Origin of the sequence: Paenirhizobium selenitireducens ATCC BAA-1503 (assembly GCF_000518785.1) — a bacterium.
Classification (GTDB): domain Bacteria; phylum Pseudomonadota; class Alphaproteobacteria; order Rhizobiales; family Rhizobiaceae; genus Allorhizobium; species Allorhizobium selenitireducens.
In genome coordinates, this window is the sequence record NZ_JAEG01000009.1 from 63,966 (window position 1) to 76,569 (window position 12,604).

Annotated in this window: 10 protein-coding genes; 5 read left to right on the forward strand and 5 right to left on the reverse strand. The window is 64.1% G+C overall.

Features of this window, described 5'->3' with window-relative positions; genetic code table 11:
- Positions 1-85: 85 nt before the first annotated feature.
- From pcaG to pcaD, 4 genes are read right to left on the reverse strand one after another with little or no spacing between them, the layout of a single operon-like run.
- Positions 86-703, reverse strand: coding sequence for a protocatechuate 3,4-dioxygenase subunit alpha (pcaG, locus tag L867_RS0113645; protein WP_028737411.1), 618 nt, complete (start codon positions 701-703; stop codon positions 86-88).
- Between the two features lies 1 nt (position 704).
- Positions 705-1,445, reverse strand: a complete 741-nt coding sequence (pcaH, locus tag L867_RS0113650; protein ID WP_028737412.1) for a protocatechuate 3,4-dioxygenase subunit beta — start codon at positions 1,443-1,445, stop codon at positions 705-707.
- Positions 1,442-1,858: a 4-carboxymuconolactone decarboxylase gene (gene pcaC / locus L867_RS0113655; protein ID WP_028737413.1), complete on the reverse strand. Its 417-nt coding sequence runs from the start codon at positions 1,856-1,858 to the stop codon at positions 1,442-1,444. Before pcaC ends, pcaH begins: the two co-directional genes overlap by 4 nt.
- Position 1,859: 1 nt before the next feature.
- Positions 1,860-2,648, reverse strand: coding sequence for a 3-oxoadipate enol-lactonase (gene pcaD / locus L867_RS0113660; RefSeq protein WP_028737414.1), 789 nt, complete (start codon positions 2,646-2,648; stop codon positions 1,860-1,862).
- Between the two features lie 89 nt (positions 2,649-2,737).
- Between pcaD and pcaQ the strand changes: the two genes are divergently transcribed.
- Positions 2,738-3,664 carry a pca operon transcription factor PcaQ gene (gene pcaQ / locus L867_RS0113665; protein ID WP_028737415.1) on the forward strand — a complete coding sequence of 309 codons (927 nt, stop codon included), beginning with the start codon at positions 2,738-2,740 and terminating at the stop codon, positions 3,662-3,664.
- 8 nt (positions 3,665-3,672) lie between these two features.
- Here the strand turns inward: pcaQ and polA are convergent, their stop codons facing one another.
- The gene (gene polA, locus L867_RS0113670; RefSeq protein WP_028737416.1) at positions 3,673-6,672 is read right to left on the reverse strand and encodes a DNA polymerase I; all 3,000 of its coding nucleotides are present in this window, start codon (positions 6,670-6,672) and stop codon (positions 3,673-3,675) included.
- 394 nt (positions 6,673-7,066) lie between these two features.
- Here polA and L867_RS0113675 point away from each other — a divergent pair, with 394 nt between their 5' ends.
- The 4 genes from L867_RS0113675 (at position 7,067) to L867_RS0113690 (ending at position 12,366) form a co-directional block, all read left to right on the forward strand.
- On the forward strand, positions 7,067-7,498 hold the full coding sequence (locus L867_RS0113675; protein ID WP_028737417.1) for a MarR family winged helix-turn-helix transcriptional regulator: 432 nt from the start codon (positions 7,067-7,069) through the stop codon (positions 7,496-7,498).
- Positions 7,499-7,617: 119 nt separating this feature from the next.
- On the forward strand, positions 7,618-9,009 hold the full coding sequence (locus L867_RS0113680) for a M20/M25/M40 family metallo-hydrolase (protein ID WP_028737418.1): 1,392 nt from the start codon (positions 7,618-7,620) through the stop codon (positions 9,007-9,009).
- Positions 9,010-9,397: 388 nt separating this feature from the next.
- Entirely contained in the window at positions 9,398-9,856 is a 459-nt protein-coding gene (locus L867_RS0113685; RefSeq protein WP_028737419.1) for a YbaK/EbsC family protein, read from the forward strand.
- A gap of 230 nt (positions 9,857-10,086) precedes the next feature.
- Positions 10,087-12,366 (forward strand): transglycosylase domain-containing protein, encoded by a 2,280-nt coding sequence (locus L867_RS0113690; RefSeq protein WP_028737420.1) that lies wholly within the window; start codon positions 10,087-10,089, stop codon positions 12,364-12,366.
- The last annotated feature ends 238 nt before the right edge of the window (positions 12,367-12,604 follow it).

A 12,604-nucleotide genomic window follows, 5' to 3' on the forward strand; every position in this document is an offset into this window, starting at 1 on the left:
CAAACCCTGCCGGGCGACGCTAACATGTCGAAAAGGGTCCGGCAGTGCACCGGCGAAGGCGCACCGCGGTTCTGAAAGACTATCGTCAGATGTCGAAGAACACCGTCTCGTTCTCTCCTTGCAGATGGATGTCGAACCTGTAGGCATCGCCATCCCGCACGGCGATCAGGGTCGGCACGCGCACCTTGTGCTCGACGCGGGCCAGCACCGGATCGTCCGCATTGGCCTCCGCCTCGTCGGCAAAGTACATCCGTGTGTGCAGGCCGAGATTGATGCCGCGCGCCACGATCCAGATGGTGATGTGCGGCGCCATCAGCCTGCCGTCGGTGAACGGCACGCGACCCGGCTTGATCGTCTCGAAGACGTATTCGCCGGTATCCATGTCGGCCGGACAGCGGCCCCAGCCGAGGAAATTCGGATCGGCCCTTCCCCTGGTTTCCGACGGGCTGCTGTAAAGGCCGTTGGCATCGGCCTGCCAGATCTCGACCATGGCGTCCTTGAGCGGCGTGCCCGAACCGTCGATGACGCGGCCCTTGATCGTGATCCGCTCGCCGCGGGTCTTGTCATTCACAAGCGGACCGGAGCCGAGGTCCTTCTCATAGATTCCGGAGATGCCGGTGAAGTTCGGCATGCAGCCGATATGGACATAGGGACCGGCCGTCTGCGACGGGGATTCCTTCAGGTAGTTAAGCGGCTGTACCATGTCAGTTTCCCTCCATCCGGTTCTCGAACAGCGTCGAGCGGCGGCCGCGTAGTACGATGTCGAACTTGTAGGCCCGCATGTCGTGCGGCATGGTCGCATTCATGTCGAGCGGCGCGATCAGGCGCTCGATCGCCTCCTTGTCGGGGATCGTCTTGACGATCGGGCAGATCCAGATCAGCGGATCGCCCTCGAAATACATCTGGGTGATCAGCCGCTGGGCAAAGCCGTGGCCGAAGACCGAGAAGTGGATATGCGCCGGGCGCCAGTCGTTGACGCCGTTCGGCCAAGGGTAAGGGCCGGGCTTGATGGTCTTGAACCAGTAATAACCATCCTCGTCGGCGATGGTGCGGCCGACGCCGCCGAAATTCGGGTCGAGCGGCGCGAGGTAAGTGTCCTTCTTGTGGCGGTAGCGGCCACCGGCATTGGCCTGCCAGAACTCGACCAGCGCGCCGGCGACGCCCCTGCCGCGCTCGTCCAAAACGCGACCATGGACCAGAATGCGCTGGCCGATCGGGCTCTCGCCGGGCTTGGCGTAGTTGACGATCAGGTCGTTGTCGAACTCGTTCAGCATATTGTGGCCGAAGACCGGGCCGGTGACCTCGCTCCTGGTGCCCTCAAGCGAGATCAGCGCGCGCTGCGGCGAGCGCAGCACGGTGGTCTTGTACCACGGAGTGTAAGCAGGCGGATGCATGTCACGGTCGCGGGGGAAGAATATCCCCGTCTCGGACTTCGCGTTGCTCATCGTCCTTCCTCCCTCTCGCTGTCGCCTTCCATCTGCTGGAGCGCGTTTTTGGCAATCTTGATCGCGTGATTGGCCGCCGGCACGCCGGCATAGATCGCCACGTGCAGCAGCGCCTCCACGATGTCCTCGGGCGTCGCTCCCGTGTTCCTCGTCGCCCGCACGTGCATGGCCACCTCCTCGTCATGGCCGAGCGCGGCGAGCAGCGCGATGGTGACCATCGAGCGCTCGCGCTTGGTCCAGGTCGGCCGCGACCAGACATGGCCCCAGGCAGCCTCCGTGATCAGGTCCTGGAACGGCTCGTCGAAGGCGGTCTTCGACTTCTGTGCCTCATCCACATAGCTGTCGCCCAGCACGCTGCGGCGGGTCGCCATGCCCTGATCGTAACGAGGAGACTTTTCCGGGGCTTCGCTCATGTCATGCCTTCTTGAGAAACGCCTGCAGCAGTTCGGCCAGCGCTTCCGGCTGCTCGACGCAGGGGATATGGCCACAACCCTCGATGACCTCGAAGCGAGCGCCAGGGATCGCGCGGGCCGCCGTCTCGACCAGTTCGGGCGGGGTGGAGCCGTCCTGGTCGCCGACCAAGCAGAGAACGGGCACCGAGATCGTCGCCAGTCCATCGGTGAAATCCGTGTCGCGGATCGCTTCGCAGGTCGAGACATAGCCGGCGGCGGACTGGCGGCACAGCATCGTCCGGTAGCCGCCAAGATCGTCGGCGCGCTCCTCGTGGAAGTCCGGCGTGAACCAGCGCTGCATCACATTGTCGGCGATGCTTTCCAGACCGCCCTTGGCGATGGCGTCGATCCGCGCGTTCCAGACGTCCGCAGTGCCGATCCTGGCTGCCGTGTCGCACAGTACCAGTTTCTTCACCAGCTCCGGCCGCTTCTGCCAAACGCCCTGGCAGATCAAGCCGCCGACCGAGAGGCCGCAGAACACCGCCCGCTTGATGCCGACATGCTCGACCAGCGCGATCAGGTCGTCGACAAGCTCAGCCATGCCGAAGGGTTTGTCGGCGCCGCCGGTCAGGCCATGACCGCGGCTGTCGTAGAGCAGGACGGAAATGTCATCGCTGATCTCGTCGAACAGCGGCAGCCAGATGCGGAAATCGGTGCCGAGCGAGTTGGAGAAGACGACGAGATTCTTCGCGTCCGGCTCGCCCAGCATTTCATAGTGGACCGTAATTCCGTTGATGGTGGCGAAAGCCATGGGGTTCTCCTCACGAGGTGAAAGTTATTCGATGCATTTTGGCGGGTAAAATGATATTTCCTCTCAAATTCATAACCAAATTGGCATAAATCATGGATCAGAGGATCAAGTTTCGACACCTGCAGACCTTTCTTGAGGTCGCACGCCAGCGCAGCGTCGGCAAGGCCGCCGACGCATTGGCGATCACCCAGCCGGCAGTCACGCGGACAATGCGCGAGCTTGAGGAGATCCTCGGCGTGGCGCTTCTCGAAAAGGAAGGCCGCGGCATCCGGATCTCGCATTTCGGCGAGGTGTTCGTGAAGCACGCGGCCGAGAGTCTGGCGGCGGTGCAGCGGGGCATGGACTCGCTTGCCCAGGCGATGAAGTCCGAGGGGCCGCCGATCCGCATAGGCACATTGCCAACGGCGTCGGCTACATTCATGCCCGATGCAGTCGCTGAATTCCTGGCGAGCGGCACCGGCAGCCAGGTGACGATCGAAAGCGGCGAGAACCGCGCGCTGCTGAATTCGCTGCGCCTCGGCGAACTGGACCTGGTGGTGGGGCGCCTGGCGGCACCGGAGCGCATGACCGGCCTGTACTTCGAGCCGCTCTATAGCGAGGAAGTGGCAATCATCGTGGCGCCTGACCATCCGCTTCTGGCCCGGCGCAATTTCACGCTCGGCTCGCTTGCCAACTACACTGTGCTGATGCCCAACAGGGGCTCGGTCATCCGCCCCTATGTCGATCGGCTGTTGTTGACCAACGGTATTCCGGACCTGCCGAACACTGTAGAGACGGTTTCGGACTCGTTCGGCCGCGCCTTCGTCACCCGGCATCAGGCCGTGTGGTTCATCTCGCGCGGGGTCGTCGCCGACGAGTTGCAGAGCGGCCGGCTGGCCGAACTCGCAATCGACATGAGCGAGACACGCGGCGCGGTCGGGTTGACGACCCGGGCCGGTGTCGAACCGAGTGCCGCACTCGCGCTGCTCAAACAGACGATCCGCAATCATGTGGCGGCGCGGACCGCGCTGATCTGACCGCCTGCTCAGTGCGCCTCGTCCCAGTTGTGGGCGGCGCGGGCATCGACCTTGAGCGGCACGCGCATGGAAACGGCCGGCATGGCCGCATGCTCCATCGTCTGGACGATGATCGGCATGGCCGCGTCGATCGCCTCGTCCTCGACTTCGAAGATCAGTTCGTCATGCACCTGCAGGAGCATGCGCGCCCTCTCGCGAAGACCCGCCGCTTCGAGCGCCGGCTCGACCTTGATCATGGCGCGGCGGATGACGTCGGCGGCCGAGCCCTGGATCGGCGCATTGATGGCGGCGCGTTCGTTGAAGGCGCGCATGGAAGGGTTGGACGACTTGATTTCCGGATAGTGGGCGCGACGGCCGAAGATAGTTTCGACATAGCCGTTTTCGCGGGCGAAGGCCTTGGTGCTCTCCATGTAGTCCTTGATGCCCGGAAAGCGCTCGAAATACTTCTTGATATAGTCACCGGCCTCCGACCGCTCGATGCCGAGCTGGTTGGCGAGACCGAAGGCGGAAATGCCGTAGATGATGCCGAAGTTAATCGCCTTGGCGCGGCGGCGGACTTCCGACGGCATGCCCTCGACCGGAACGCCGAACATTTCCGAGGCGGTCATCGCATGAATGTCGATACCGTCGGCGAAGGCCTGGCGCAGCTGCGGGATCTCGGCCACATGGGCCAGCACGCGCAGTTCGATCTGACTGTAGTCGGCCGACAGCAGCTTGTGCCCGGGCGTGGAGACGAAGGCGGTGCGGATCTTGCGGCCCTCGGCGGTGCGCACCGGAATGTTCTGCAGGTTCGGCTCGGAGGACGACAGGCGGCCGGTCGTGGTCGAGGCGAGCGAATAGCTGGTGTGGACCCGCTTCGTCTCCGGGTGGACGAAGCTGGGCAGCGCGTCCGTATAGGTGGATTTCAGCTTGGTCAGCTGGCGCCAGTCGACGATCTTGCGCGGTAGCGGCGCACCTTCGGCCGCAAGGTCCTCCAGCACCTGGGCCGAGGTCGACCACTGGCCGGTCTTGGTCTTCGAGCCGCCCGGAAGGCCCATGCGGCCGAACAGGATGTCGCCGAGCTGTTTGGGCGAACCGATGTTGAAGCGCTCGCCGGCGAGTTCATAGATCTCGTCCTCGAAGGCAGCGGCCTTCTGGCCGAGTTCGCCGGAGAGGCGCGACAGGATCTGGCGGTCGATCGAGATGCCGCGCTCTTCCATGTCGGCCAGTACCGGGACAAGCGGACGCTCCAGCCGCTCGTAGATGCGTGTCAGCTTTTCCGCCGCAAGGCGGGGCTTGAGCACCATCCACAGGCGCAGGGTCACATCGGCGTCTTCCGCCGCATAGGCGGTCGCCTTGTCGATATCGACATGGTCGAAGGTGACCGACGACTTGCCGGTGCCCGCGACATCCTTGTAGGCGATCGGCGTGTGTCCCAGCCAGCGCTCCGACAGGCCGTCCATGCCGTGATTGCCCTTCCCGGCGTCCAGAACGTAGGACATCAGCATGGTGTCGTCGAAGCCCTGGATGACGACGCCGTAGCGCTTCATCAGCAGGTAGTCATACTTGAGGTTCTGGGCGACCTTGAGGATCGACGGATCTTCCAGCAGGCCCTTGAGCGCCGCAAGCGCCGCGTCCATGGGGATCTGCCCTTCGGCCAGCTTCAGACCGTCGCTGAACAGGTCGTCGCGGCCGGTCTTGTGGCCAAGCGGCACATAGGCGGCGCGAATATCGGTCGAGCCGGACTGCTGGCCGTTCTCGGCAATGGCGAGCGAGAAACCGACCAGTTCGGCCAGCATCGGATCGATGGAAGTCGTCTCGGTATCGAAGGCGACGAGACCCGTCTCGCGCGCCGCGTCGATCCAGACGTTCAGCGTGCCGAGATCGCGGATCGTCTGGTAGGCGGTCGTGTCGATCTTGCTGCCATGGAATGCGGCGGCGCGCGCAGCCGCGAGATCCGCAGGGGCCGGATCACCGGTCGTAGCAGCGGAAGCCGGGGCTGTTTTGCCGGCCTCGGCCGGTGCGGCGGACGAAACCAGGGCCTCACCATTTGCCTGTGCGGCCGCATCAAGGTCCGGGCCGTGGGCGGCAGAACCCCACTCGACGATCACCGGAGCCGGGTCGATGGCGGAGGCGTCGCAACCGCAGGCATCGGCGACGCGGCGCGTCAGCGTGGTGAATTCCATCGTCTTGAGGAAGCCGACCAGCTTCGGCCCGTCCTGCGGCTCCAGAACCAGAGCATCGAGCGGCATGTCGACCGGCACGTCGGTCTTCAGCGTCACCAGTTGGCGTGACAAGCGGACGAGATCCACATTGGCCACGATGTTTTCACGACGCTTGACCTGTTTGATCTCGCCGGCGCGGGCCAGCAGCGTGTCGAGATCGCCGAACTCTTCCAGCAGCTGCGCCGCCGTTTTCGGGCCGATACCCGGGACGCCGGGAACATTGTCGGTGGAATCGCCTGTGAGCGACTGCAGGTCGATCATCTTTTCCGGCGGGACGCCCCATTTCTCGATGACGTCGGGAATGCCGATCTGCTTGTCCTTCATGCTGTCATACATGTGGACCATGGGGGTGACGAGCTGCATCAGGTCCTTGTCGGAGGAGATGATGGTGACGTCGGCGCCGACCGCCTCGGCCTGCCGCGCATAGGTCGCGATCAGGTCGTCGGCCTCGAAGCCTTCTGTCTCGATGCAGGGAAGATTGAAGGCACGCGTCGCCTGGCGGATCAGGCCGAATTGCGGGACCAGCTCTTCCGGCGGCGCCGAACGGTTGGCCTTGTAAAGCGGATAGAGTTCCTTGCGGAAGGTCTTCGACGAATAGTCGAAGATGACGGCGAAATGGGTGGGGGTCACCCCGACACTCGTGTCGCGCGCTTCCGTCAGCAGCTTCCACAGCATGTTGCAGAAACCCGAGACGGCGCCGACCGGCAGCCCGTCGGACTTTCGGGTCAGCGGGGGAAGAGCGTGGAAGGCACGAAAGATGAAGCCCGAGCCGTCGACGAGGAAGAGATGATCGCCTTTTTTCATGTCGGCATGGATAGCGCGGGGCGTTCGAGGCGTCCATACAAACTTGCCGCAGGAGCCGTGCCGCAAACACGAAAACGTTACGAATTTGTAATCCGGCCTTCCCTTGAAAAAACATATTTCACCGCACATTTGATAGTCACCGGCGCCTGATCACGCCGCAGTCTGAAAGAGGCTCGTCCCCCGCCGCTTCAGACTGGACAAAGGCCTTATCCCCCTCTCCGGGCCTTTGTCCCCCATTTCGAAGCCGCCATGGCGTCCGCCTCCAAGCCATGGCGGCTTCTTGATGTCCGGGCCATGGTTCGCCCGCCGCCACAGCCTCAAAAAGACCGGATCCCGAAGTAGATCGCCTGCGATTTATTCTTGAGGGAAGCCTTAAACAGGCTTATCCATGGGCATGGCTCAAAATCGCTGCGATTCCGCCACCTATCTCGCCGGCCAATTGGCCAAGGGATTTGCCCGCGCCCTGCAGGTGCGTGCGGCGAAGCTGGGGTTTTCGGCCGGCCAGCTGCCCATTCTCATCGAGCTCTGGAACGAAGAGGGCCTGACCCAGAAGCAGCTTCTCGACCGCGTCGACATCGAACAGGCGACGATGGCCAACACGCTGTCGCGCATGGAACGCGACGGACTGATCGAGCGCCGGCCGCATCCCTCCGACCGCCGCGCCCAGCTCGTCTTCCTCACCGACAAGGCCCGCGGCCTCAAGGACGAGGCGCTTGCGGCGGCCGATGCCGCGGACCAGGCGCTTTTCTCCGGGTTTCGCCGCTTCGAGAAGGAGCTGATGCTCGAATATATCCGCTGGGCGATCGACAACGCCCGCAAGGTCTAGCCGCGCATACCCGTTCCTGCGGCGGCCCGCACTTGACGAAATTAAATTTCGGCCGGCCTCGAAACCTTGAGGCCTTTGGTCTATCGTCCCGGCGATTTGCAATGTCCAGGATGGATGCCATGACCGATATTTCCGCCGTACTCGACAGCGCCGACAAGGCCCTGCCGCAGAGCCTCGATCGCCTGTTCGACCTCGTCCGGATCCGCTCGATCTCGACCGATCCCGCCTACAAGGCCGAGTGCCGCAAGGCCGCCGAATGGCTGGTCCAGGAACTGACCGCGCTCGGCTTCACGGCTTCGGTGCGCGACACGCCCGGCCATCCGATGGTCGTCGCCCACCACGCCGGCGCGACCGCAAACGCGCCGCACGCGCTGTTCTACGGCCATTACGACGTCCAGCCGGTCGATCCGCTGAACCTCTGGGAAAACGATCCTTTCGCCCCGGCGATCAAGGAGCTCGACGGCGGCCGCAAGGTCATCACCGGTCGCGGCACGTCGGACGACAAGGGTCAGCTGCTGACCTTCGTCGAAGCCTGCCGCGCCTACAAGGCGGTGCATGGCAGCCTGCCGATCGAGATCACCATCCTGTTCGAGGGCGAGGAGGAATCCGGTTCGCCGTCGCTGAAGCCCTTCCTTTTGGCCAATACCGAAGAGCTGAAGGCCGACTATGCGCTGGTCTGCGACACCAGCATGTGGAACACGGAGACGCCGGCGATCGCGGCTGCGCTGCGCGGCCTGGTCGGCGAGGAAATCACCATCACCGCCGCCGACCGTGACCTGCATTCGGGCCTGTTCGGCGGTGCCGCCGCCAACCCGATCCACATTCTGGTCGACATCCTGGCCGGCCTGCATGACGAGACCGGGCGCATCACCCTGCCGGGCTTCTACGACGGGGTCGAAGAGACGCCCGCCAACATCAAGGCATCCTGGGAAACGCTCGGCCGCACGGCGGAAAGCTTCCTTGGCGAAGTGGGACTGTCGATCCCGTCGGGTGAAAAGGGCCGCTCTGTGCTCGAGCTCACCTGGGCGCGGCCGACGGCGGAGGTCAACGGCATCACCGGCGGCTATACCGGCGAAGGTTTCAAGACGGTGATCGCCGCCAAGGCGTCCGCCAAGGTGTCGTTCCGCCTGGTCGGCGACCAGAACCCGGCCCAGATCCGCGAGAGCTTCCGCGCTTACGTGCGCTCGAAGATCCCGGCCGACTGCACGGTCGATTTCCATGAACATGGCGGCTCGCCAGCAATCCAGCTGTCCTATGACTCACCGGTGCTGACCAAGGCGAAGAACGCCCTGTCGGACGAATGGCCGAAGCCGGCCGTCGTCATCGGCATGGGCGGATCGATCCCGATCGTCGGCGATTTCCAGAAGATGCTCGGCATGGATTCGCTGCTGGTCGGCTTCGGCCTGACCGATGACCGCATCCATTCGCCGAACGAGAAATACGACCTGAACTCGTTCCACAAGGGCATCCGGTCGTGGATCCGCATTCTCGATGCGCTGGCTTCCTCCTGAGGGAGCCAGGACTTTCGCGCATGCCGCCTTGCGGTCGGCATGCGCCAAAAACGCAAAAAGGCCGGGGGTTACCCGACCTTTCCTCTGCCGTTTCGACGCCCGTGCCAGTACATCCGTGGTCAGGGGCGGAAACATGCAATGCGCATTCCGGATTTGAGCCCTCGTCTTTCGACGGCGACCCAAGTCCCATGAAGATCAGGATGGCGCAAAGTGATTAACCGGTGGTTAACGGCCTCGAACGTCCTGACCTGAAATGCTGCAGGTCCTTTTTTCTTTGAAGGCTGCGGCACTGGTTGACCTTCAGATGGGGAGCCCGAAACCGGTTATCAAGGGGCGACTGGCAGAAAGAGACTTGCCCGACCTGCGGTGCTTTGAATAAAACACCTGCATGAGCCTCCAATCCGTCCAGATCTTCTTTGCAGAACATGCCCCCGACATCGCCGTCATCGTCACCGATGCGAGTTCGGCGACGGTGGCGCTGGCGGCCGAAGCGCATGGGGTCGAGCCGGACCAGATCGCCAAGACGATCTGCCTGAGGATCGGCGACGAAGTCGTGCTGGTGGTGACCGCCGGCACCAAGCGGCTCGACAATCGCAAGTTCAAGGATCGCTTCGGCGTGAAGCCGCGCATGCTGGGGCCGGAGGACGTAGTCGAGGTCACCAGCCATCCGGTCGGCGGCGTCTGCCCGTTTGGCCTGCCCTCGCCCCTCAAGGTCTATTGCGACGTGTCGCTGAAGGCGTTCGACCAGGTCGTGCCGGCCGCCGGCGCCACCAATTCGGCGGTCCATATCGCACCGGGGCGCATGGCGGAACTGACCGATGCCGAGTGGGCCGATCTCTGCCAGTAGGACGGTAGGCATCGAGGTGCCGGAGCATTCAGCGCCATGGCCGCGCTGCCCGGACAGCGCGACAGGGGAATGTTTACCGCGTGTTAACCCCCCCTTAAATCGCCGCATTTAGACTCCAATCCTCCGGCCGCGCCTTCCTGCTTGTCATGCGGCTGCAACATACAGCGCGAAGCGCGTCCCGGCGACGGCCGGATGCAGGCGCACAGGTTTCTGGAGCAAGATCGCCGGCCATGGCAAGCAGAGGCAAATCCCGTGAACGCGTCGAGCCGACCTTCGAGGAGGAGGACGAGCGCGATGACGAGTTTCGCGTCGATGCCGGCGACCGCATCGGCGGGAAGCGCGCGGGCCGGGGCACCAAGGGCAAGACCGGCAAGACGGCAAAGGCCGCGTCCAAGCCGCGCTCGTCGGGCCGCGGCAAGGGCAAGGCCAAGCGCAGTTCCGGCGGCCTGTCGGGCCTGCTCGGCCGCCTGATCTACTGGTGCATCGTGCTCGGCATCTGGGGCGCCATCGGCGTCGGCGGCATCGTCATGTACTATGGCGCGCGCATGCCGAGCGCCAGCGCGTGGTCGATCCCCGAACGACCGCCCAATCTCAAGGTCGTTTCGGTCGAGGGAACCGTCATCGCCAATCGCGGGGCGACGGGCGGCGAGGCACTGGCGCTCGAAGACATGTCGCCGTTCATCCCGCAGGCCGTCATCGCCATCGAGGATCGGCGCTTCTACTCGCATTTCGGCGTGGATCCGTTCGGCCTGGCCCGCGCGGTGGTGACCAATATCGTCAGCGGCCGCACGGTGCAGGGCGGCTCGACGCTGACGCAGCAGCTGGCGAAGAACCTCTTCCTCTCGCCCGAGCGTACGGTCGAACGCAAGATCCAGGAAGTGCTCCTGTCCTTCTGGCTCGAACACAAGTTCACCAAGGACCAGATCCTGGCCATGTATCTCAACCGCGTCTATTTCGGCTCGAACGCCTATGGCGTGGAGGCGGCATCGCGGCGCTATTTCTCCAAGTCGGCCCGCGACGTCAATCTCGGCGAGGCCGCACTTCTGGCCGGCCTGCTGAAAGCCCCGTCGCGCCTTTCCCCGGCGCGCGACCCGCAGGCGGCGGAAGCCCGCGCGCAGGTCGTTCTCGGCGCGATGCGCGAGGAAGGCTTCATCTCCGAAGACGAGATCAAGACGGCGATGTCGCAGCCCCCGACGACGGCCAAGCGCTACTGGACAGGTGCGGGCCAATACGTGGCCGACATGGTGCTCGACGAGACCAAGCGCCTCATCGGCACGATCAGCGAGGACCTGCTCGTCGAGACGACGATCGACATGACCCTGGAGAAGAAGGCCGAGGCGGTGATCGTCGATAGCCTCGAGGCCGAGGGCGACAAGCTCAAGGCTTCGCAGGCCGCTCTGGTGTCGATCGACGGCACGGGCGCGATCCGCGCGCTGGTCGGCGGCAAGGACTATGCCGAGAGCCAGTTCAACCGCGCGGTCAAGGCCAAGCGCCAGCCGGGCTCGGCCTTCAAACCGTTCGTCTATGCCGCGGCGCTGGAAACGGGCGTGCGCCCTGAGTCGACCCGCAACGATGCGCCGGTCAGAATCGGCAACTGGACGCCGGAGAATTACGACGAGAAATATCGCGGACCGGTGACCATTTCCCATGCGCTGGCCAATTCGCTGAACACGATTGCCGCGCAGCTGGTGATGGAGGTCGGACCGGACCATGTCATCAAGCTTGCCCATCGGCTCGGCATCGAATCGGAGCTGCAATCCAACGCCTCGATCGCGCTCGGCACGTCGGAAGTCTCGCTTCTCGAGCTGACGGCCGCCTATGCTCCGTTCATGAACGGCGGCTACAAGGCGACGCCGCATATCATCCGGCGCATCTCGACCGCCGAGGGCAAGGTGCTCTACGAAAACGACTATGCGGAACCGCCGCGCGTTCTCGGCGAACCGGTGGTCGCCGCCATGAACCGCATGCTGAAGGGCGTCATCACCGACGGCACCGGCAAGAAGGCCCGCCTCGACGGCTGGGAAGCGGCGGGCAAGTCCGGGACGACCCAGTCCTTCCGCGACGCGCTGTTCGTCGGCTACACCAGCAACCTGACGACCGGCGTGTGGTTCGGCAATGACGATGGCCAGTCGATGAAGAAGGTGACGGGTGGCGGCCTTCCCGCCAAGGCCTGGCACGACTTCATGACGGCTGCCCATGCGGGCCTGACGCCCGTGCCGCTCGCCGGCGAAGGTTATGTGGAGCCGCAAGCACAGCCGATGACGATCGGCACCATCCTCTCCGACGTCTTCTCCGGCGGCGAAAAGCGCTATCCGACCGCGCCGAATGCGCCTGTCGCAAGGTCGGGGAACGCACCGCAGGCCGTTACGCCGCAGGCGGAAATACCGCAGGCCGATCCCTACCAGCAGGGCGCGGGCGGCCCCATTCCGCCGGCCGATGTCGGCGCTCCATCGCCGGTCCAGCCGGCGAGCCGGCGCACGACACTCCTGGACATCATCATGGGCCAATGACCGCGCACGTCTTGTATCGGCCCATGGCAGAAACCATCTTTTCGAATGCAGCCCGGCGCAAGGCTTGACCGCTATCGGTCTTGCCGAGTCCGGCAGCAGATTTCGGGCCGCAAAAAGGCCGGGCAATCGGCGCCAATCTGTTCTTTTTACAGGGTTACGCCCCGTTTCCAGCCTTGCAGTCAGAAAAACCGCTTCTTATATACGCGACATAACCGCAGCGAAGGCTGCGAGATCCCAG

What these genes read in the sequence shown, in the direction of transcription:
- L867_RS0113675 (WP_028737417.1), top strand. Translation starts at nt 7,067, where the DNA reads ATGGCTCAAAATCGCTGCGATTCCGCCACCTATCTCGCCGGCCAATTG.
- L867_RS0113680 (WP_028737418.1), top strand. Translation starts at nt 7,618, where the DNA reads ATGACCGATATTTCCGCCGTACTCGACAGCGCCGACAAGGCCCTGCCG.
- pcaD (WP_028737414.1), bottom strand. Translation starts at nt 2,648, where the DNA reads ATGGCTTTCGCCACCATCAACGGAATTACGGTCCACTATGAAATGCTG.
- L867_RS0113690 (WP_028737420.1), top strand. Translation starts at nt 10,087, where the DNA reads ATGGCAAGCAGAGGCAAATCCCGTGAACGCGTCGAGCCGACCTTCGAG.
- pcaG (WP_028737411.1), bottom strand. Translation starts at nt 703, where the DNA reads ATGGTACAGCCGCTTAACTACCTGAAGGAATCCCCGTCGCAGACGGCC.
- L867_RS0113685 (WP_028737419.1), top strand. Translation starts at nt 9,398, where the DNA reads ATGAGCCTCCAATCCGTCCAGATCTTCTTTGCAGAACATGCCCCCGAC.
- pcaH (WP_028737412.1), bottom strand. Translation starts at nt 1,445, where the DNA reads ATGAGCAACGCGAAGTCCGAGACGGGGATATTCTTCCCCCGCGACCGT.
- polA (WP_028737416.1), bottom strand. Translation starts at nt 6,672, where the DNA reads ATGAAAAAAGGCGATCATCTCTTCCTCGTCGACGGCTCGGGCTTCATC.
- pcaC (WP_028737413.1), bottom strand. Translation starts at nt 1,858, where the DNA reads ATGAGCGAAGCCCCGGAAAAGTCTCCTCGTTACGATCAGGGCATGGCG.